Origin of the sequence: Enterobacter sp. BIDMC92 (assembly GCF_001030225.1) — a bacterium.
GTDB classification, from domain to species: domain Bacteria; phylum Pseudomonadota; class Gammaproteobacteria; order Enterobacterales; family Enterobacteriaceae; genus Enterobacter; species Enterobacter sichuanensis.
In genome coordinates, this window is sequence record NZ_KQ087598.1 from 2,405,598 (window position 1) to 2,425,037 (window position 19,440).

The window sequence follows — 19,440 nt, forward strand, 5'->3', positions numbered from 1 at the left end:
TTCGCTCACTCTGCTTCCGGCGCTTTTGGCGTGGCGTCGTCGCGCTTATCGTCACGATGCCCGTGCCAGCCGCAGTGACCGCGTCCGTGGCGACCAAACCCTTCGCGACGCTGCTGAATAAACGCCTCACGCTGTTCGGGCGTCATGTTCATCCAGCGCTCGTGCATGCGGCGGTGCGCGCCAAACATCCCCGGGCGGAACCCCAGTCCACCGAACAGAATGCGGCTCAGCACCAGAATGCCCAGCGCCTGCCAGAATCCGATGGCCTTCACGCCAAGGATCGCCGGAAGCAAGGCGTTCCACAGGGACATCACCAGCAGGCCGAGCACGATGAAAATCACTGCGCCAATGACTAAGCCCTTGCCCATACGGTGGCGACCAAATCCGCGCCCGTGACCTCTGCCGTGCATTTCAAAATCTCTCATGGTGTTTACCTCGTTTACCGTAACTGATTATGGCTTGTGATGAGGTAGACGGATGAGGGAGGGAAATATTGCTGGGGTGAATGAAAATTTTTGTGCTGTCGGATTTGGACTCATAGCTGTTAGATCTGGCGGGCGCTATGAGTCACCTTCAGGCCATCATTTTTTGCGTAATGAAGTCGCTAGTCATCGCTTGACAGACAAGGAGAAAGGCGCGAGTAAATGGCATAAAAAGATCGGCATTCTGAGTGCTGGTCTTGTGGCGTAATTCAAGCATCAGTTTTGCCATGAAATGATGTCGTCCAGACCAGACAACAGGTCGGGAAAGTAACTTTCATCAATATCGAAGGAATCGTCAAGGGTAATACTGTCAGCATGGTTTTCAGGCTTCAGTACCATACTCACTCCAACAGCCCCGGCAAAATGTGCCTGATGAAACTTAAGCATAACCTGCTCGAATGCCGAGGTTAAACTAATATCCTTAGACTTTGTACCTGTCGTTAAGGCTTGATGGAAAGCAAGTGCATCATTCCTGAATTGCTCTAACTGACCGACAAAAAACTCTGCAGCAAACTCTGTTTTTAAGACAGGGATTGAGAATTCAACCCATACCATAATACGGCTATAGGCAGGCACCTCGGGTTCAGTCAGCCTTTCATAGGGCATTAATTTGAGGTGTCTGTCACCGCTTGTGATATATATCATAATCTCCCCTGACGGCATGTACTGAAAATGCATAATAGTCCAGTCAGCTTCCCTGACCAACACCTCTAGACGGTAAGACTTGTAAATATAGTGCCTTTAAAACGTGAAACTTTGTCTGGCACGGCTTTCCCGTTACGCCAGGCATTAAAAAGGCTCCCTGCGGAGCCTCCCTAATACAATCAAGCCTGCACCGGCAAACTAAAACTCGAAATACTCCGCGATAGCTGCTGCGCCTGCTCTTCCAGCGAAGCCGCTGCCGCGGCGGACTGCTGCACCAGCGCGGCGTTCTGCTGGGTCACGCCGTCCATCTCGGTCACCGCCTGCCCGACCTGGCTGATCCCGCGACTCTGCTCTTCCGAGGCGACGGAGATCTGCTCCATCAGCGTATTCACTTTGTTCACCGATGAAATAATCGCGTCAATCACCGCACCTGAACGGCTCACCAGCTCCGCACCGTTTTTCACGCTGGAAACCGACTGGGCAATCAGGCTCTCAATGTCCTTGGCGGCCACCGCACTTTTTTGTGCCAGGGTGCGCACTTCGCTGGCCACGACCGCAAAGCCGCGGCCCTGGGTACCGGCGCGCGCTGCTTCAACCGCCGCGTTCAGCGCCAGGATGTTGGTCTGGAAGGCGATGCTGTTAATCACGCTGGTGATGTCTTCGATGCGCTTCGAGTTAGCGGCGATGGTATTCATCGTGTCGATGACTTCGCGGGTCACCGCTTCACCGGTGTGGGCATTTTTCACCGCGTCCTGCACCAGTTTACCGGCCTGGAACACATTGTCGGTGTTGTTCGCCACCGTCGCACTCAGCTCTTCCATGCTGGCCGCCGTCTGGGTTAATGCGGAAGCCTGCTGCTCGGTGCGTGACGCCAGGTCAATATTCCCGGAGGCAATCTCCTGGGCTGCGTGCGTCACGGTATGGCTCGCATCGCGTACCTGAGCGATGGTTGACAGCAGTGCCTGACGCATCTGCTCCATCGAGCTCATCAGATGATCGATTTCGTTATGTGCGCTCCCCTTCACCGGCACCGGAATGTCCAGCTTACCTGCCGCAATCTGGCTGCAGTGCTCGCGCGCGAGGTTGACCGGGGCGAAGACAAAGCGCTTCATCAGCAGGCTGACGGCGATAATCACCACCACAAACAGACTGGCGATTGCGGCAATGATCGCCAGGCCAGAGACGAAGTTACTGCTCGCATCTTCATTCAGGCTTTTGGCATATTTCTGGTGCACGGAAAGGACCTGGTCGAGAACGATCTCGTACTGGCGATCGAGGCGGGACACTTCCGGGATCAGCGCGTCAAACTTGGCGACATCGTGTGCCGCGGCGGCATCAATCAGCGGCGCCAGCCCCTGGTTGCGGTAGTTCTGCCAGGCATCCTGATAGGCACTCACCAGCGGCGCTTCATCGCTCAGGCGCGGCGACGCCATAAAGGCCGCAAACGCATGGTCCGCTTTGGTCAGCGCCTCTTTCACGGAGGTCAGCTTTGCTGCCCCGTCCGCCGCGTTGCCCGCTTCCACCATCTTCACATACTCCATCACCCGAACGCGCAACGTACGGCTGTGGTTAATGGGGTCAATAATGGACAGCACCACCTGGATCTCTTTGTTGACGTTATCCAGGGAATTATTACTTTTAATGATGAGGCCAACGCTGGTAACGGTGCTGACGACAAAGAAGAAAAGCAGCGAGAACAGGACAATCAGGGACGACTTTTTCAACGACATAAACCAATACCTCAAGGAGAATTATTCCTTATGGTTATCGGCGCTTCCAAAACTTAAATTAATTAAAGTTATTGAAGTATCGAACCGGGCTATTTCGCTGACTTATAGCGTCGCTGCAGGGTGGCAGCCAGCTTGCGTTGCAACGGTTCCGGGGTCTCGCCTTCAATCAATTTGCTAATCAAATCAAAGCAGTGCCACGCCAGCTGCCGGTTATCCTGGCGAATGGTATCCACGGGGATCGTCAGCGAATCATAGAGATAGTGATCGTCAAAACTGGCTAACCTGATATCGCTTTGCAACAGGTTATGTTGGCCCATATAGCGCAACACCCCTTCCAGCAGCCCGCAGGCGGCAGCGAACAACGCTTTCGGCGGACGTCCCAGCCGGGCGCAGAGTTCGGCAAACATCTCGTAACCGGAGCTCGGGTGATAGTTGCCGTGAATGATCCACTCCGGACGCAGTTCCACACCGCTATCACGCAGACCTTGTTTGAACCCTTCCAGGCGGTCGCGCGTCGGGGATAAGCGGGGCTGGCCGCCGAGGAAGTAGAACTCATCAGGATGCTGGCGCGCTATATCCGCCACCAGTTCCGTCGTCGGGGTAATAGAGTCGGTGATCACCAGCGGCAGCGCGCTGTCGTTGATGTGGCGGTCAAACAGGACCACCGGCAGCTGCTCGCTCAGCTTATGGTAGTCCGCGTCGTTAAGCATGCTGGAGGCCACGATCAGCCCGTCCACCTGCCGCGCCACCATGTTGTTCACCACCACCGTCTCCTGCCCCGGGTTTTCATCGCTGCAGGAGATCAGCAGTTGAACGCCCGCCTCGCGGCACAGCGTTTCCAGCTCGTGAGAAAAGACGGCAAAACCGTAGTTGGTGATCTCCGGAACCACCAGACCAATGGTGTGGCTGCGGTTATCCCGCAGCGAACGGGCGTGAATGCTGGGCTGATAGTGGTGCTCTTTTGCAATCGCCAGCACGCGCTCGCGCGTCTCTTCCGCCACGCGAAGCTCTTTGCTGCGACCGTTCAGGACCAGGCTGGCGGTGGCTTTGGACACCCCCGCCAGCTCCGCGATGTCTTTGATGGTGACGCGTTTTGTTTTTCTCACAACGACTTAGATCCGGCTGCCAAAACCCTCATTCTATCATGCAGGTGCGCAACGACCAGTAGCGTAATGTGATGTCGGACGCACCTTCGAATCGCACCCGGGCAGGATGGACAGGAAAATAGCGGCTGCTCATCACCCCTTCGCCGTGGTTGATGAAAATTTCAACGCTGGAGCGGTCGCACAGGACGCGTAAATGACGGACGTCGCCCTGCCAGTAGCGGGTCAGCGTTTCACCGGTTTCCAGGCTCGCGCGTTCCAGACGCAGGCCCTGCCCATCGACGCTGAGGCGCAGCGCGCCGGCAAAATCGACAATCACCTGCGAAGTGCTCAGCTCAAACTCCATGCGCGTCGCGTCGAGTACGGGCGCGGCGCTGGCGCGCCCCTGCCAGTTGTGTTCATCTTCGCGCAGCGCCTCCAGCTCACGCACCGGGGTCTGCCAGAGCCTGCCGTCGCGATACTGTAATTCTCGCGGACAGGTCATCTGATGCATCCAGCCGTGCGCCCGCGTGGGCTGCAGCATCTCTTCCCCGTCCGGTACGCCCATCCAGCCGATCAGAATACGGCGACCGTCTTCCGCCTGCGTGGTTTGCGGGGCGTAGAACTCAAAGCCCGCATCCAGTTCGTGCAGCTCACCGTGATCAAACCGGGCAGTGAGATAGTCAAACGCTCCGCTCATCCAGGTAGCCGGATAGGTGTTGAGGTAGCGATGTGGCTCGCGCGCCAGCCCCTGCGGGCAGCAGATCAGGACGTGCGTCCCGTCGAGGGCAAACAGGTCCGGGCACTCCCACATATACCCTGCGTCCGACAGGCCGTTGACGCCGTGACCGGCGATCTCCCCGCAGGATTGCCAGGCGTGCAAATCAGCTGACTTAAACAGCAGCACCTTGCCGCGCTTTTGCACATCCTGTGCGCCAAGCACCATGTACCACATCCCGTCGTGCTGCCACACCTTTGGGTCGCGCACGTGGCCGGTGTAGCCTTCCGGCAGCGCCAGCACCGGTCCCAGCTTCCTGAAGGTTCCGTCCGGCTGTTCCACGGCCAGGCACTGCCAGGCGGTGCGGCTGCCGTCGTCAAACTTGACGTTGCCGGTGTAACACAGGGTCAATACGCCCGCGTTATCCACGGCGCTACCGGAATAGCAGCCGTTGCGGTCATACTCTTCATCCGGCATGAGCGCCAGCGGCTCGTGCCGCCAGTGCACCAGGTCCGCAGAGCTCCAGTGCCCCCAGCACTTAAAGCGGTGCTCGCAGTCCAGCGGGTTCCACTGATAAAACAGGTGATAGCGGCCAGCAAACCAGATAAACCCGTTCGGGTCGTTCATTAGCCCCGTCACCGGCGCGGGGTGCCATTGCGGATAATGGCTGTCCGCGAGCGCCCGCGGCTGACCTTGCATAACGGCCTGCAGGATCGCAGGCCAGCGGGAAGGTAACGTCATTATTCAGAGTCCGTTTTATATTTCAGCAGCAGTGAGACGGTAAACGCCACGCCGAAAGCAATCACCATGCCGATAATATAGTTCAGCAGCGAGCTGGCCTGCACAATGGCCATACCCGGAATGGCAGTCAACCCGACGGCGGTCATGTAGACATGCACCGACACCACCCAGGCACCGCCCACCGCGCCGCCAATCAGCGCGGCGATAAACGGTTTAACGAAGCGCAGGTTGATACCAAAAATAGCCGCTTCGGTGATGCCGAGCATTGCAGAAAACGCCGACGGCAACGTAATGGCTTTGATTTTGGCGTCTTTGGTTTTGAACCACACCGCCAGACAGGCGCCGCCCTGCGCCACGTTCGCCATGGCCCAGATAGGCAGCAGGAAGTTAACGCCAATCGATGGATTGCCCAGCAGCCCGGCTTCGATGGCGTGGAAGCTATGGTGAATACCGGTGATCACAATCACCGAGTAAAGTCCGCCAAACAGCAGTCCCGCAAGCCAGCCCGCGTGGGCGATAAGGGTGCTGAGAATAAAGGAGATGCCGTCTCCCAGGGCGCGCCCTGCCGGACCGATAATCAGCAACGCGATAAAGCCTGAGATCACCACGGTGAGGAACGGCGTCAGGATCAGGTCTAACGCATCCGGGATCGCGCGGCGCAGATTTTTCTCCACGATGCTCATAAACCAGACGGCCAGCAGCACCGGGAATACCGTGCCCTGATAGCCAATCATCGCGATCTCAAGACCGAAGAAATTCATGGTATGGAAACCCGACGCCACGCCCCAGGCGTTGGTCAGCGCCGGGTGGGTCAGAATGCCGCCAAGCGTTGCGCCGAGATACGGGTTACCGCCAAACTCCCTCGCGGCGGTAAAGCCGATCAGAATAGGCAGAATGATAAACGCCGCGGAGCTGCACATGTCCAGCATGATGTAGATGGCGTTATCCGCATTGACCCAGCCGTAGGTTTTCACCATGCCGAGCAGGCCCATCAGCAGACCGGACGCCACAATCGCGGGAATGATCGGCACAAAAATGTTGGAGAGCAGACGGGCAATGCGCTGGAACGGGTTAAGCTTGCGCGCCGCCAGATCCGCGGCTTCTGATTTACTGGATTCGCTGATCCCCGCCGCCCGGATAAACGCGGCGTACACTTTGTTAACCACGCCCGTACCAAAAATCACCTGCATCTGCCCGGCATTACGAAAACAGCCTTTTACGCCGTCGACCTTGCCGATAGCCTGTTGATCGGCAAGCGCGTCATCGACCAGCACCAGACGAAGACGCGTAGCGCAGTGCGCCGCGCTGGCGATGTTCTCTTTGCCACCGAGCAGCGGAATAAGCGCGCGGGCGATATTATCAAAATCCATAGATACCTCTGCCTGACTTCATTTTTATGATGTTTAAACCGCTCCCGCCAGGCGGGAGCGGGATGGGTTAAAACCAGGTTTCCATCTGGACCCCAAAGTTCCATTCCCCGCCGGCGTTGAAACCGCTGCTGCCAAAGGCATCATCGCTGGCGTAATTATCCAGTTTGCTGCTCCAGTCCATCCAGGTGGCAAACAGGCGCAGCTCAGGACGGCTAAAGAAGTCGCCGATCTTGCTCGCTTTTAGTGTCGGTGCAAAGGTCAGCTTGTAGAAACTGCCGTTGACGGCGTTACGGTCCTTATAGCCTTGTGGATCTAAATCCATGTACTGATAGCTGCCCTCAAATGCCAGCGCGAAATTCTGCGTCACCTCTTTAATCAGACGGGTGTTGAGCGTTACCCACTCATAGCTATCGCCTTTGACGTAGCGATCTTTACTGCTTTGCGCCAGCACGGCAGGCGCAATGCTCCAGCCGCCACCGATCGGCGTGACACCGTAACTTGCAAAGCGCCAGGTATCCGCTTCAGACAGCAGGGCCCCGTCAGAGCCGATGCTTTTCACCTCCGCACCCAGCCCGTGACCATACAGCAGCGCCGTTTTGGCCGTCCCTTCACGCAGGCCATAGAAGCTCTCATTATGTAATCCCACCAGGGCATGCACGCCGGTATTGGCGGCGTCCGTCTTTATAAGATCGCCGTTGGTGTCTTTGCGGTCGTCGTTATCTTTCGCCCGCAGGCCGCTCACCATCAGCTGGAACGGGCCGGCGAAGTGGTTCATGCTGAGGATATAGTTCTGAACGTTGTTGTCGGTCTGCTCCACGCTGCCGAAGTTGCGGCCATAGATGGAGAAGTTGCTGCGCAGCGAATCGTTCCATTTCACGTCGTAGACGCCGCCACCGGTACCGGCCAGGAACACCACGTCGGAATCCAGCCAGTGGATGTCAAAGTTGTCGCGGTCAAAGCGTTTACCCGCCCAGAAGGTACTGCCTTTCAGCGCGCCGGTAAAATCAGGCAGGTTGCCCAGCTCCGCGAAGGCCTGACGAATATTGAGATCGCTGGTATCGGCAGACCAGTCGTTATAGGTTCGCTGACCGTCGGCCAGCATCGCTTTGAAGCGCGTGGTCGCCCCGTTATCCAGGGTTTGTTTATGCTCCAGGTTCAGTTCAACGTAGGTATCGGCTTCGTTACCCAGACGCCCTACTGCACCGCCGGTTTCGCCGGCTGGCGTCAGGTAAGGACCGCTTTTGCTGCTGGAGGCGGCATCGTTCATCAGCAGGCCTGAACGGGCATAGCCGTGAAACTCAAATCCGCCGCTTTGATCCGCCTTCTTCTCCAGCGCGGTGGTGCGCTGCGCCACCTCCTGGGTTGTCGTTTGCGCCTGCTGCTGAGCAGCCACCAGCTGCTGTGTTTTTTGTTCTGCCGCCGTGGCGCGTTTCTCCGCCACCTGGGCACGCGTTTCCGCGTCCTGGAGGCGCTGCTCCATTGCGGCAAGGCGCGCTTCGATACTGGACATATCGGTCTGGGCAAAAACAGAGGTACTGCCGGCCAGCATGCCTATCATCACGGCAAGTCTGCGTTTTTTATACATTTTGTCGCATCCCTAAAAGAAGTCATTAAACGTGCTAAATTGCTAAACCGGTTTAGGTTGCTGATACTAAACCTGTGAATTTTGGATCGGCAATCTTTTTTGCTAAACCGTTTTAGTAAGTGTGATCGAGGCGACAATTCAGGCCGCCGACTGGCGGCCAGTGGAGGGAGGAATTACAGCTCGTGCTGCCACGGCAATGCGGTCATTGCCCCTTTGGCGGTAGTGGCTAACGCGCCGCAGCGCTGGGCCAGGGCGATAACCGGCGTCAGGTCCTGCCCGTCGGCCAGGCCGTAGAGCAGGCCCGCCACGAAGGCGTCCCCCGCGCCGGTGGTATCGACGCACTGAACGGGCGTGGCCGGATAGTGTTTTACGGTACCTTCATGCCAGGCCGTCACGCCCGCTTTACCCTGGGTGACCAGCACCAGCCGCGCCGTGCAGCGCTGCATCAGCACTTCCAGACCGGCGTTAACCTGCGCGCTGCCGGTGAAAAAGGCCAGCTCTTCTACCGAGAGTTTTACCACGTCGGCGCGTTGCAGGGCTTGCTCCAGGCAGCCATGCAGGGCGTTCTCATCCGGCCAGAGATCCGGGCGAATATTGGGGTCGAAACTGACGTAACCGCCCGCCTCGCGGATGGCGGCCATTGCCTGAAACGTCGCAGTACGGCTCGGCTCTGCGCTGAGCGCGATGGAACAGACGTGCAGCCACTCCCCGGCGCTGAACGCTGGCAGATCGGCGGGTTCCAGAAACAGATCGGCGCTCGGGCGCACCATGAAGGTAAACGAACGCTCGCCGTGGTCGTCCAGATCGACCACCACCGTCGAGGTGCGGTGTGCCGGGTCAAGGCGCATCTGCTGCACATCGACCCGCTCCTTCGCCAGCGTCTGATACATAAAACGCCCGAAAGGATCGTCGCCAACCCGGCCGATAAAGGCGCTCTGGCCGCCCAGTCGGGCAATCCCGACTGCAACGTTTGCCGGTGCCCCGCCAGGACATTGCAGTAGCCGGCCTTCTCCATCCGGCAGCAGATCCACTACCGCATCGCCAAGTACCCAGATTTTTTTCATGTGACCCTCTAAGCTAAACATTATTAAACCGTTTTAGCTATTTAAGCACAGGCCAGGCAAAGGGGAAATAACGGGAAGGAAATTTGGCTTAACGCATCAGATGCGGCCAGTGAATATCACCGACGCCATTCAGCTGCGGACGGGCAAACAGAAAGCCCTGGAATCGGCGGATCCCGGCAGATTCGAGCCAGCACCACTCCTCTATCTTCTCGATCCCTTCGGCCACCAGGGTAATTTCAAGGTCGGAGCAACAGCTGATAATGGAGCGCACAATCGCCTGCTTCACGCCGCTGAGGTGGATATCGCTGACAATTTCCCGGTCGATTTTAATTTTATCCGGCTGAAAACGGGTTAGCAGAGAAAGACCGGCATAGCCGGAACCGAAATCATCGATCGCCAGGCCAACCCCCTCACCGCGAAGCTGCTTAATGGCGCTGTTGAACTGGTTGAAGCCGGAGATCATCTCGTTCTCAGTGACTTCAATAACCACCTGCTCCGGCTGCAACCCGTGTTGTTTGATCTGATTGACCAGAAACTCGACGGCACCAGGCACATTCACCAGCGACATGGGCAGCAGGTTGACCGCAATTTTATGGCTGCCAATGCCCAGTTTTTCCGCCAGCGCAAAGGCATAAGCTTTTGTCTGGAGATCAACTTCGTAGATTTTGTCCGGGTCGAGGGTGCTGAAGAAATGCTCCGGGCTGCCGCCGTCATTGCCGCGGATCAGGGCTTCAAGGGAGCTGATCGTCCCTTCCGAGGGCTCGACAATGGGCTGGAGGGCAAACTGACAGGACTGACCGGCAATCAGCCCCAGACTCTCGCCAAAGGGTAGCACTTCGGGTGACAGCGTCCATTTTTCAGGAAGATAGCGTGCCCCAGACGGTGACGGACGTTTGCCGGTGATAAACGTCTGAATGAATTTGAACACCCGATCGTCGGAGACAAGATAGCTGTCCAGCTTGCTGTAATGCAGAACCGACTGCAGCACCTCTTTCGGCGACTGGGTTTGCAGATCGAACAACAGCATGCCGACATTTTCAAAACGTCTGCGCGGGCCATAGTCCCGCATCAGTTCAACCACCCCGCTGTGACGCGGGTCCTGACGGATGGTATGGAACAGCCTGACCACGCTCTCTTCGGAACCTTCGAGAATTTGCAGGACATCGCTCCCTTTAGACAGGAGTACACCGGTAATATTCAGCTTTGCGTTGCGGCCCCTGGCGCGCTCCACCAGCTCCCGCAGTTCGGTGGACGGGTGAGATAAATTTAACTGGCTTCGGTAGATTAGCGTCGTCAGCACAAAAGAGGTTCCAATGAGAAAGGTGCCTTGAAGCTACTATTTAACATACTTAATCAATGCGACCTAACATATTCACGCCACAAGGGAACGTTACATCTCCCCGTCCCCGATTCGGCTGTTGATCCTCTCCAGCATATAGTCATAAAACGGGTTCGAGGTGACCCGCATCAGCGCCTCCTTGCCGACGCTCAGCACGGATGTCTCTCCCCACAGCGCAATTGTCCCCAGACTGATGCCGTAGCGGTTTTTCACGCCAGGCTCGCGGCCATAGAGATCGTCATCCGGCGGGAACGGCACCGCAACGTGCGACAGGGAATAAACATCCTGCGGCCAGGACTGGGCGAGCGGCACGACCGTCTCGCGGGTACTGCCTGCCGGAGTTGTTTTCGCTACCACCGAGAAACGGTGTTCGTCCCCATTGGTGATCACCGTGACACTGTAACGCCTCTGTGCAACCGGCAGCAGCGCCGAGGTTGCCGTCCACGACGACGGTTTGAACAGCGGGCGGAAGCTGGCAGCCTGATTGATGTCAAACACCACCAGCTCGCTGCCGTTTGCCGGAAGCTGGTCAAACAGACCGGTGACCACCGCGCGGGTGCTGACCGTGGAATCCATCACCGACTGGAACGCCAGCACCGGCGGCAAATTCTCCAGCCTGTTTTCCCGCGCCGCGCGGCCAATCTGCTCCTGCAGGGCTTTCGTCAGCAGCCACGACTGGCGGGCGGCGTTAACCGGGAAAGAATTGTATTTATACGGGTTATATTCCGGGGCGATATTCAGCCACGCCGCTTTGGCAAATGCCGGCAGCAGCGCCGGGAGCCCGGCGAAACCGGCGAACCGCGCAAAGGCCGTCACGCCGATCATCGGCGAAAGCAGTATCACCTGCTGCGGTTTTCGCAGCGCAGGCGCGTCCAGCGCATCGAGGGCATATTTCATCGCCAGCGCTCCGCCGTTGGAGTAGCCCACCAGATGCAACGGCACATGCTCTCCCGCCAGACGCGTGGCTTCCCGCACGGCAAGGCGCGTCGCCGCCAGCCACATCTCCCAGTCAACGCCGGTCAACGCCCCGGGGGCGGTGCCGTGCCCGGGCAGGCGCGGAACCACGGCCACGAAGCCGTGTTGCTGATAGTTCAGGGCAAGATGCCTGACGCTGTAAGGCGAGTCCGTCAGCCCGTGCAGCAGCACTACCGCGCCGCGGGGCTTTCCGGCTGGCATCAGCACAAATGAGCGGTTGGCATCGGGTGAAAACTGACCGGGCCACACCAGGCTCTGGCGATAATAACGGTTTAGCGGCGTTTGCTCCTCGCGCCCTGTTTTCGCCGTTACCGCGTTATCCAGATCGGCGAAAATCGCCTTTTCCCGGGTGAGATACCCGGCAAAATCGGCGTTATCCAGCTCGCGCACGGACATTTCATCTGCCCGCCAGGTGTGCCAGAGGTGCAGTTCCGGTCCCTGCTGCGAAAGATACACCCGCACCGCCAGCAGGACGACCACGACGATCCCCACAACCATCGCCATTTTCTTTGCAAGCGCTATAACGCGCACGCTGACACGCCAGGGCAGATTCGCCATGCCGGGATCCCTTTTATCTTCACAGTGCCTCTATCTTATCAAAAGTGTGAACAGGCTGACGTATTCACCAAATTCATACCTGCCGCGTCAGACAGTGCACCAAAAGTGAACTACGCTGCACAAATGTTGACCATTCGTTAAACAAATATTGCATGAATTTTACCACACAGCGGGTATTACCCGCCCTGTGAACATGGCACGCGTCATGCATTGTTAACGTGGTAACAGAAATCTGGCTTTTGACAGCCAGTTAACAGCGAGGCGGTATGACGACGAAACCAGAGATGTTGAATCGTATCGAAGCGATCTTCAGCCAGCTAACGCCCAGCGAAAAGCGGGTTGCAAGCTGGCTGCTGGCGCACGCCGCGCAGATCCCGTTTGAAACGGCGGAGAGCGTCGGTCTGGCGAGCGGAACCAGCGGGATCACCGTCGGACGCTTCCTGCGCAAGCTGGGGTATCGCAATCTTGAAGATGCTAAAAAGAGCCTGCGCGACCCGTATCAGCCCTGGGGCATGAACGAGCGGCTGGACTCCTGGCAGCAGCAGCGCCCTCTGCCCAATCGCCTTCAGCACGCCCTGTCGCTGGAAGTGGACGCCATCACTCATGTGTACCAGCTGGCGCAAACGGAAATCTTCCGCCAGGTGGTGCATAACCTTGCTCACGCCGACGCGGTGTTTGTGCTGGGGATCCAGTCCACGCGCGGGATCGCCAACGCCTTTTTCAGCCACCTCGAGTACCTTCGTCCGCGGGTGAGCTATTCCGAAGGCGCATCCGGGAGCTGGGTTGAATCCCTGAACTCGGGGTTTGCGCATCCCTACGTCGTGCTGACCGATACGCGCACCTACTCCACAATGGCGCGCCAGTACTGCCGCGTCGCGAGCGAGAAAGGCATTCCGCTGGCCTTAATTACCGACATCTGGTGCCCCTGGGCGCGGGATTACCCGATTGACTTGCTGCAGGTGAAAACCGATACCGGTCATTTCTGGGATTCCCTTGCCCCGGTGAGCTGCCTGTTTAACCTGCTGCTGTCGGGCGTGGTGGAAACGCTGGGTGATGCGCTTCCGGCGCGCCTGGCGCTCAACCGACAATTACAACAAGAGTTTGGTCAATTCGAACGCTAAAGGAGCGGAGCTATGCCCGAAGAGAGTCAACTGATTGATGTGGCGAAGACCTTCCCCACGCTGCATATCGATCTGAAATACGCCACCGCCGACAACATCACCAGCCGCCCGATTTATCAGGAGGCGCTGTGCCTGCTGCATACCGACGCCGCCACCGCGCTGGCAAAAGCCATCAGCATTGCCGCGCTGGCTGGGCTGAAGCTGGTGGTCTACGACGCCTATCGACCGCAGCAGGCCCAGGCCCGGCTGTGGGATGCCTGCCCGAACCCGGAATATGTCGTCGACGTGGCGATAGGCTCCAATCACAGCCGCGGTACGGCCATCGACGTCACGCTGATGGACGAACATAACGTCGTGCTGGATATGGGGGCCGGTTTTGACGAAATGCACGACCGTTCGCATCCGTATCACCCCTCTGTGCCGCCGCACGCCCAGCGCAACCGTCTGCTGTTGAACGCCATCATGTTCGGCGGCGGTTTTGTCGGGATTGCCAGCGAATGGTGGCACTTCGAACTGCCGAACGCCGCCAGCTACCCGCTGCTTGAAGACCGTTTTGCCTGTTTTCCCCAGACGCACACCTCTCTTTAAACCTGGAGCACTGCCATGAAAACATCGCTTCTCTCGACCATCATTGCCGCTACGCTGGCCCTGAGCGCCCCGCTGGCGCTGGCCACCGTCCCGAAAGACATGCTGGCGATCGGTAAAGCCGCCGACCCGCAAACGCTCGATCCTGCCATCACCATTGATAACAACGACTGGACCGTTACCTATCCGTCCTACCAGCGTCTGGTCAAGTACAAACCCGGTTCGACCGAGGTGGAAGGCGATCTGTCGACGGGCTGGAAAGCCTCCGACGACCAGAAGGAGTGGACGTTTACCCTGGCGGATAACGCCAAATTCTCCGACGGCACGCCGGTCACCGCCGAGGCGGTCAAACTCTCCTTTGAGCGCCTGCTGAAACTCAGCCAGGGGCCGTCTGAAGCCTTCCCGAAAGACCTGAAAGTGGAGGCCATTGATGACCACACGGTGAAATTCACCCTCAGCCAGCCGTTCGCCCCGTTCCTCTACACCCTGGCGAATGACGGGGCCTCCATCATTAACCCGGCGGTGCTGAACGCCAATGCCGCGGACGACGCGCGCGGGTTTCTGGCGCAAAACACTGCCGGCTCCGGGCCGTTCATGCTGAAAAGCTGGCAGAAAGGCCAGCAGTTGATCCTGGTACCGAATCCCCACTGGCCGGGCGAAAAGCCGCACTTTAAGCGCGTGTCGGTGAAAATTATCGGTGAAAGTGCCTCCCGTCGGCTGCAGCTTTCCCGCGGCGACCTGGACATTGCTGATTCTCTGCCGGTCGATCAGCTCGCGGCTCTCAAGCAGGAAGGGAAAGTGGCCGTCGCAGAATACCCCTCCCTGCGCGTGACCTATCTCTACCTCAACAACAGCAAAGCCCCGCTCAACCAGGTGGATTTACGCCGGGCCGTCTCCTGGGCGACGGACTATCAGGGCATGGTCAAAGGCATTCTGAGCGGCAATGGCAAGCAGATGCGTGGCCCGATCCCGGAAGGCATGTGGGGCTATGACGCCACGGCCATGCAGTACAGTTTTGACGAGGCCAAAGCCAAAGCGGCCCTGGAGAAGGTGAAAGATAAGCCCGCCAGCCTGACCTTCCTCTACTCGGACAACGATCCGAACTGGGAGCCTATCGCGCTTTCCTCGCAGGCCAGCCTTGGCAAGATCGGCATTAACGTCAAGCTGGAGAAACTGGCCAACGCCACCATGCGCGACCGCGTCGGCAAAGGCGATTACGACATCGCCATCGGTAACTGGAGCCCGGACTTTGCCGATCCGTACATGTTCATGAACTACTGGTTTGAATCAGACAAAAAAGGGCTGCCGGGCAACCGTTCGTTCTATGAGAACAAAGAGGTCGATTCGCTGCTGCAGGCCGCGCTGAAAACCACGGACCAGGCGGAGCGCACCAAAGATTACCAGCAGGCGCAAAAGGTGGTGATTGACGAGGCGGCCTACGTTTATCTGTTCCAGAAGAACTACCAGCTGGCGATGAACAAAGATGTCAAAGGCTTCACCTTTAATCCGATGCTCGAGCAGGTATTCAACATCGCCACCATGAGTAAGTAACCGTTTCGCCGGGGGAAAGTGTATGACGTTCTGGAGCATTGTGCGCCAGCGCTGCTGGGGGTTACTCCTGGTGGTGGCCGGTGTCTGTATTATCACGTTTATTATTTCGCACCTGATCCCCGGCGATCCGGCTCGTCTGCTGGCCGGTGACCGCGCCAGCGACGAAATCGTGCAGAACATTCGCCAGCAGCTGGGGCTGGATCAGCCGCTGTATGTTCAGTTTGGCCGCTACGTAAATGCTCTGGCCCATGGGGATTTAGGCATCTCCATTCGTACCGGACGTCCGGTCGCCGAGGATCTGAAGGCCTTTTTCCCCGCCACGCTGGAGCTGGCCTTCTGTTCTCTGCTGCTGGCGCTGGTCATCGGCGTGCCGCTGGGGATTCTATCGGCGGTGTACCGTAACCGCTGGCTGGACCATCTGGTACGGCTGATGGCGATGACCGGTATTTCCACCCCGGCCTTCTGGCTCGGTCTGGGCGTCATTGTACTGTTCTACGGACATCTGCAGCTTTTGCCCGGCGGCGGCAGGCTGGATGACTGGCTCGACCCGCCGACACACGTCACCGGTTTTTATCTGCTGGATGCGCTGCTGGAAGGCAACGGCGAGGTCTTTTTCAATGCGCTTCAGCACCTGATTTTACCCTCGCTGACGCTGGCGTTTGTGCATCTCGGCATCGTGGCGCGTCAGGTTCGCTCGGCGATGCTGGAGCAGCTTAGCGAGGACTACATCCGCACCGCCCGCGCCAGCGGCCTGCCCGGCTGGTATATCGTCCTGCGCTACGCCCTGCCCAATGCGATGATTCCGTCCATTACCGTGTTGGGGCTGGCGCTGGGGGATCTCCTCTACGGCGCTGTACTCACCGAAACCGTTTTTGCCTGGCCGGGGATGGGGGCCTGGGTGGTGACGTCCATTCAGGCGCTTGATTTCCCTGCCGTGATGGGCTTTGCGGTCGTCGTTTCGCTGGCCTACGTGCTGGTTAATCTGGTGGTCGATCTGCTTTACCTGTGGATTGACCCGCGAATCGGGCGCGGAGGTGCCGAATGATGTTGACTCAGGAAACGTCCGTCCCTGTTAAGCGCGCCAGGCAACGTATCAACTGGGCAAAACTGTTCTGGATGCTGCGTCAAAGCCCGCTCACGATCGTTGGCGGCGTCATTATGCTGGTGATGCTTTTCATTATGGTGGCCGCGCCGTGGATCGTACCGCATGACCCGAACGCGCTGGATCTGACTGCTCGCCTGCAGGCGCCGTCTGCGCAGCACTGGTTTGGCACCGATGAGGTGGGACGGGATCTGTTCAGCCGCGTACTGGCGGGCAGCCAGCAGTCCATTACCGCCGGACTGGCGGTGGTGGTGATTGCAGGAGGCATTGGCTCGCTGGCGGGCTGTTTGTCCGGCGTACTGGGCGGGCGCGGCGACGCCATTATTATGCGGGTGATGGACATTATGCTCTCCATTCCTTCCCTGGTGCTGACCATGGCGCTGGCGGCAGCGCTCGGGCCGAGCCTGTTTAACGCCATGCTGGCGATTGCGATTGTCCGCATTCCGTTTTACGTGCGCCTGGCGCGCGGGCAAACCCTGGTGGTGCGCCAGTTTACCTACGTTCAGGCCGCCCGCACGTTCGGCGCATCCCGCTGGCATTTGATCAGCTGGCATATCCTGCGCAACGCCTTGCCGCCGCTCATTGTGCAGGCTTCGCTGGATATCGGCAGCGCCATTCTGATGGCAGCCACGCTCGGGTTTATTGGCCTCGGCGCGCAGCAGCCCACCGCCGAATGGGGCGCGATGGTGGCCGTTGGCCGTAATTACGTTCTGGACCAGTGGTGGTACTGCGCATTTCCCGGAGCGGCGATTTTGATTACCGCCGTGGGCTTTAACCTGTTTGGCGATGGCATCCGTGATCTGCTGGATCCGAAATCGGGAGGAAAACAGTGATGACCGAACCGGTATTACGCATTGAAGACCTGCACCTGAGCTTTCCGATTTTTCGCGGGGAGGTCCACGCGCTGAACCACGTCTCACTGGAGATCAACCGGGGCGAAATTGTCGGCGTGGTGGGCGAATCGGGATCGGGCAAGTCCGTGACCGCCATGCTCGCCATGCGGCTGCTGCCGGAGGGCAGCTATCGTATTCATCATGGTCAGGTGAAATTACTCGGCGAAAATGTCCTGACGGCCTCCGCGAAACAGCTTCGTCAGTGGCGCGGTGCCCGGGTGGCGATGATTTTTCAGGAGCCGATGACCGCCCTCAACCCGACGCGTCGGATAGGCAAACAGATGGTGGAGGTGATCCGCCAGCATCAGCCGCTTTCGCGGCGCGAGGCGCAGCAGAAGGCGATGAGCCTGCTGGAAGAGATGCAGATCCCGGACGCGAAGGCGGTGATGTCGCGCTATCCCTTTGAACTCTCAGGCGGTATGCGCCAGCGGGTGATGATCGCCCTTGCCTTCTCCTGCGAGCCGGAGCTGATTATCGCCGACGAACCCACCACCGCGCTGGATGTCACCGTCCAGCTGCAGGTGCTGCGCTTGCTGAAGCATAAGGCGCGGGCCAGCGGAACCTCGGTGCTGTTTATCAGCCATGATATGGCTGTGGTGTCGCAGCTCTGCGACAGAGTGTATGTAATGTATGCCGGCAGCGTGATCGAGAGCGGATCCACACAAACGCTGATCCACCAGCCCGTGCATCCCTACTCCATTGGCCTGCTGCAGTGCGCCCCGGAAAACGGCCAGCCGCGCGACCTGCTCCCCGCCATCCCCGGTACGGTGCCTAACCTCAGCCAGCTTCCGCAGGGATGCGCGTTCCGCGAACGCTGCTTTGCCGCCGGGGCGAAATGCAGCGAAACGCCGCGCTTACGCCCTTCTGGCGCAGAGGGCCAACAGGCCGCCTGCTGGTATCCACAACGGGAGAAAGCCCATGTCTGATGTACTGCTGGAACTGGATAGCGTGCACGTGAACTTCGCGGCGCGCAAAAATTGGCTGGGGCGCGTCACGGAACAGGTGCATGCGCTCAACGGGCTCGACCTGCAGATCCGCCGCGGGGAAACGCTCGGTATTGTCGGGGAATCCGGCTGCGGGAAAAGCACGCTTGCCCAGTTGCTGATGGGCATGCTTAAGCCCAGCACCGGCGCATGTCAGCGGACGTCCCACGCAGGCGGTATGCAGATGGTGTTTCAGGATCCGCTCTCCTCGCTCGACCCGCGCCTGCCGGTCTGGCGCATCATCACCGAGCCGGTGTGGGTGCAAAAACGCAGCAGCGAGCGGCAGCGACGTCAGCTGGCTGAACACCTGGCGATGCAGGTGGGTATTCGTCCGGAATATCTCGACCGTCTTTCGCACGCTTTCTCCGGCGGGCAGCGCCAGCGCATCGCCATCGCCCGGGCGCTCTCGTCCGATCCGGACATCATCGTGCTCGATGAACCCACCAGCGCGCTGGATATCTCCGTACAGGCGCAGATCCTCAACCTGCTGGTGACGCTACAGCAGCAGCGTAATCTGACCTACGTGTTAATCTCGCATAACGTCTCGGTGGTCAGGCACATGAGCGATCGCGTGGCGGTGATGTACCTCGGGCAGATTGTCGAGCTGGGCAGCGCCGCGCAGGTTCTGGGCGAGCCGCGCCATCCCTATACCCGTCTGTTGCTTGATTCGGTCCCCCGCACCGGTGAACCGCTGGACGAAAATCTGGCCTTGCGCAAAACGGAGCTTCCCGGCAACCGTCATCTGCCTGAAGGCTGTTTTTTCCGCGACCGTTGCCCGATGGCAACGCAGGGATGTGAACGTCCCCAGCCGTTACAGCCCTCTCGCGAGGGCCGTAACGTTCGCTGCTGGCGCAATCTGGATTAGATTTGTGCCATCCCGCCGTCCACAAACAGCCGGGTAAGCGTAGCGCCACCC

At 58.8% G+C, this 19,440-nt stretch carries 18 protein-coding genes; 7 read left to right on the plus strand and 11 right to left on the minus strand.

The window, feature by feature from the left end:
- Positions 1-5 precede the first annotated feature (5 nt).
- From SP99_RS11280 to SP99_RS11325, 11 genes are all read right to left on the minus strand, one after another.
- Positions 6-425, minus strand: a complete 420-nt coding sequence (locus SP99_RS11280) for a hypothetical protein (RefSeq protein ID WP_025756496.1) — start codon at positions 423-425, stop codon at positions 6-8.
- 148 nt (positions 426-573) lie between these two features.
- Positions 574-711: a hypothetical protein gene (locus tag SP99_RS24620; protein WP_156167796.1), complete on the minus strand. Its 138-nt coding sequence runs from the start codon at positions 709-711 to the stop codon at positions 574-576.
- Positions 699-1,127, minus strand: coding sequence for a hypothetical protein (locus SP99_RS11285; protein WP_082137899.1), 429 nt, complete (start codon positions 1,125-1,127; stop codon positions 699-701). The genes SP99_RS24620 and SP99_RS11285 overlap by 13 nt, the downstream gene beginning before the upstream one ends.
- Positions 1,128-1,306: 179 nt before the next feature.
- Entirely contained in the window at positions 1,307-2,857 is a 1,551-nt protein-coding gene (locus tag SP99_RS11290; RefSeq protein WP_045285759.1) for a methyl-accepting chemotaxis protein, read from the minus strand.
- 89 nt (positions 2,858-2,946) lie between these two features.
- Positions 2,947-3,963 (minus strand): LacI family DNA-binding transcriptional regulator, encoded by a 1,017-nt coding sequence (locus SP99_RS11295; protein WP_047958639.1) that lies wholly within the window; start codon positions 3,961-3,963, stop codon positions 2,947-2,949.
- A 28-nt stretch (positions 3,964-3,991) separates the two neighbouring features.
- A complete protein-coding gene (locus SP99_RS11300) occupies positions 3,992-5,398 on the minus strand; it encodes a sucrose-6-phosphate hydrolase (RefSeq protein WP_047958640.1) in 1,407 nt (468 codons plus the stop codon).
- Positions 5,398-6,768, minus strand: coding sequence for a sucrose-specific PTS transporter subunit IIBC (locus SP99_RS11305; protein WP_047958641.1), 1,371 nt, complete (start codon positions 6,766-6,768; stop codon positions 5,398-5,400). The genes SP99_RS11300 and SP99_RS11305 overlap by 1 nt, the downstream gene beginning before the upstream one ends.
- A 67-nt stretch (positions 6,769-6,835) precedes the next feature.
- Positions 6,836-8,353 (minus strand): carbohydrate porin, encoded by a 1,518-nt coding sequence (locus SP99_RS11310; protein WP_047958642.1) that lies wholly within the window; start codon positions 8,351-8,353, stop codon positions 6,836-6,838.
- Between the two features lie 173 nt (positions 8,354-8,526).
- The gene (locus SP99_RS11315) at positions 8,527-9,417 is read right to left on the minus strand and encodes an aminoimidazole riboside kinase (protein ID WP_047958643.1); all 891 of its coding nucleotides are present in this window, start codon (positions 9,415-9,417) and stop codon (positions 8,527-8,529) included.
- Positions 9,418-9,505: 88 nt separating this feature from the next.
- A complete protein-coding gene (locus tag SP99_RS11320) occupies positions 9,506-10,717 on the minus strand; it encodes a diguanylate phosphodiesterase (RefSeq protein ID WP_047958644.1) in 1,212 nt (403 codons plus the stop codon).
- A 90-nt stretch (positions 10,718-10,807) separates the two neighbouring features.
- A complete protein-coding gene (locus SP99_RS11325) occupies positions 10,808-12,289 on the minus strand; it encodes an alpha/beta hydrolase (RefSeq protein ID WP_047958645.1) in 1,482 nt (493 codons plus the stop codon).
- Between the two features lie 266 nt (positions 12,290-12,555).
- Here SP99_RS11325 and SP99_RS11330 point away from each other — a divergent pair, with 266 nt between their 5' ends.
- The 7 genes from SP99_RS11330 to SP99_RS11360 are packed head-to-tail and all read left to right on the plus strand — an operon-like array spanning position 12,556 to position 19,389.
- A complete protein-coding gene (locus SP99_RS11330; RefSeq protein ID WP_047958646.1) occupies positions 12,556-13,410 on the plus strand; it encodes a MurR/RpiR family transcriptional regulator in 855 nt (284 codons plus the stop codon).
- A gap of 12 nt (positions 13,411-13,422) precedes the next feature.
- Positions 13,423-13,998, plus strand: a complete 576-nt coding sequence (gene ddpX, locus SP99_RS11335) for a D-alanyl-D-alanine dipeptidase (RefSeq protein ID WP_047958647.1) — start codon at positions 13,423-13,425, stop codon at positions 13,996-13,998.
- Positions 13,999-14,013: 15 nt separating this feature from the next.
- The gene (locus tag SP99_RS11340) at positions 14,014-15,546 is read left to right on the plus strand and encodes an ABC transporter substrate-binding protein (RefSeq protein WP_047958648.1); all 1,533 of its coding nucleotides are present in this window, start codon (positions 14,014-14,016) and stop codon (positions 15,544-15,546) included.
- A gap of 22 nt (positions 15,547-15,568) precedes the next feature.
- Positions 15,569-16,591 (plus strand): ABC transporter permease, encoded by a 1,023-nt coding sequence (locus SP99_RS11345; protein WP_047958649.1) that lies wholly within the window; start codon positions 15,569-15,571, stop codon positions 16,589-16,591.
- The gene (ddpC, locus tag SP99_RS11350; protein WP_047958650.1) at positions 16,588-17,481 is read left to right on the plus strand and encodes a D,D-dipeptide ABC transporter permease; all 894 of its coding nucleotides are present in this window, start codon (positions 16,588-16,590) and stop codon (positions 17,479-17,481) included. Before SP99_RS11345 ends, ddpC begins: the two co-directional genes overlap by 4 nt.
- Positions 17,481-18,467 carry an ABC transporter ATP-binding protein gene (locus SP99_RS11355; protein ID WP_047958651.1) on the plus strand — a complete coding sequence of 329 codons (987 nt, stop codon included), beginning with the start codon at positions 17,481-17,483 and terminating at the stop codon, positions 18,465-18,467. Before ddpC ends, SP99_RS11355 begins: the two co-directional genes overlap by 1 nt.
- Positions 18,460-19,389, plus strand: coding sequence for an oligopeptide/dipeptide ABC transporter ATP-binding protein (locus tag SP99_RS11360; protein WP_047958652.1), 930 nt, complete (start codon positions 18,460-18,462; stop codon positions 19,387-19,389). Before SP99_RS11355 ends, SP99_RS11360 begins: the two co-directional genes overlap by 8 nt.
- Positions 19,390-19,440 lie beyond the last annotated feature (51 nt).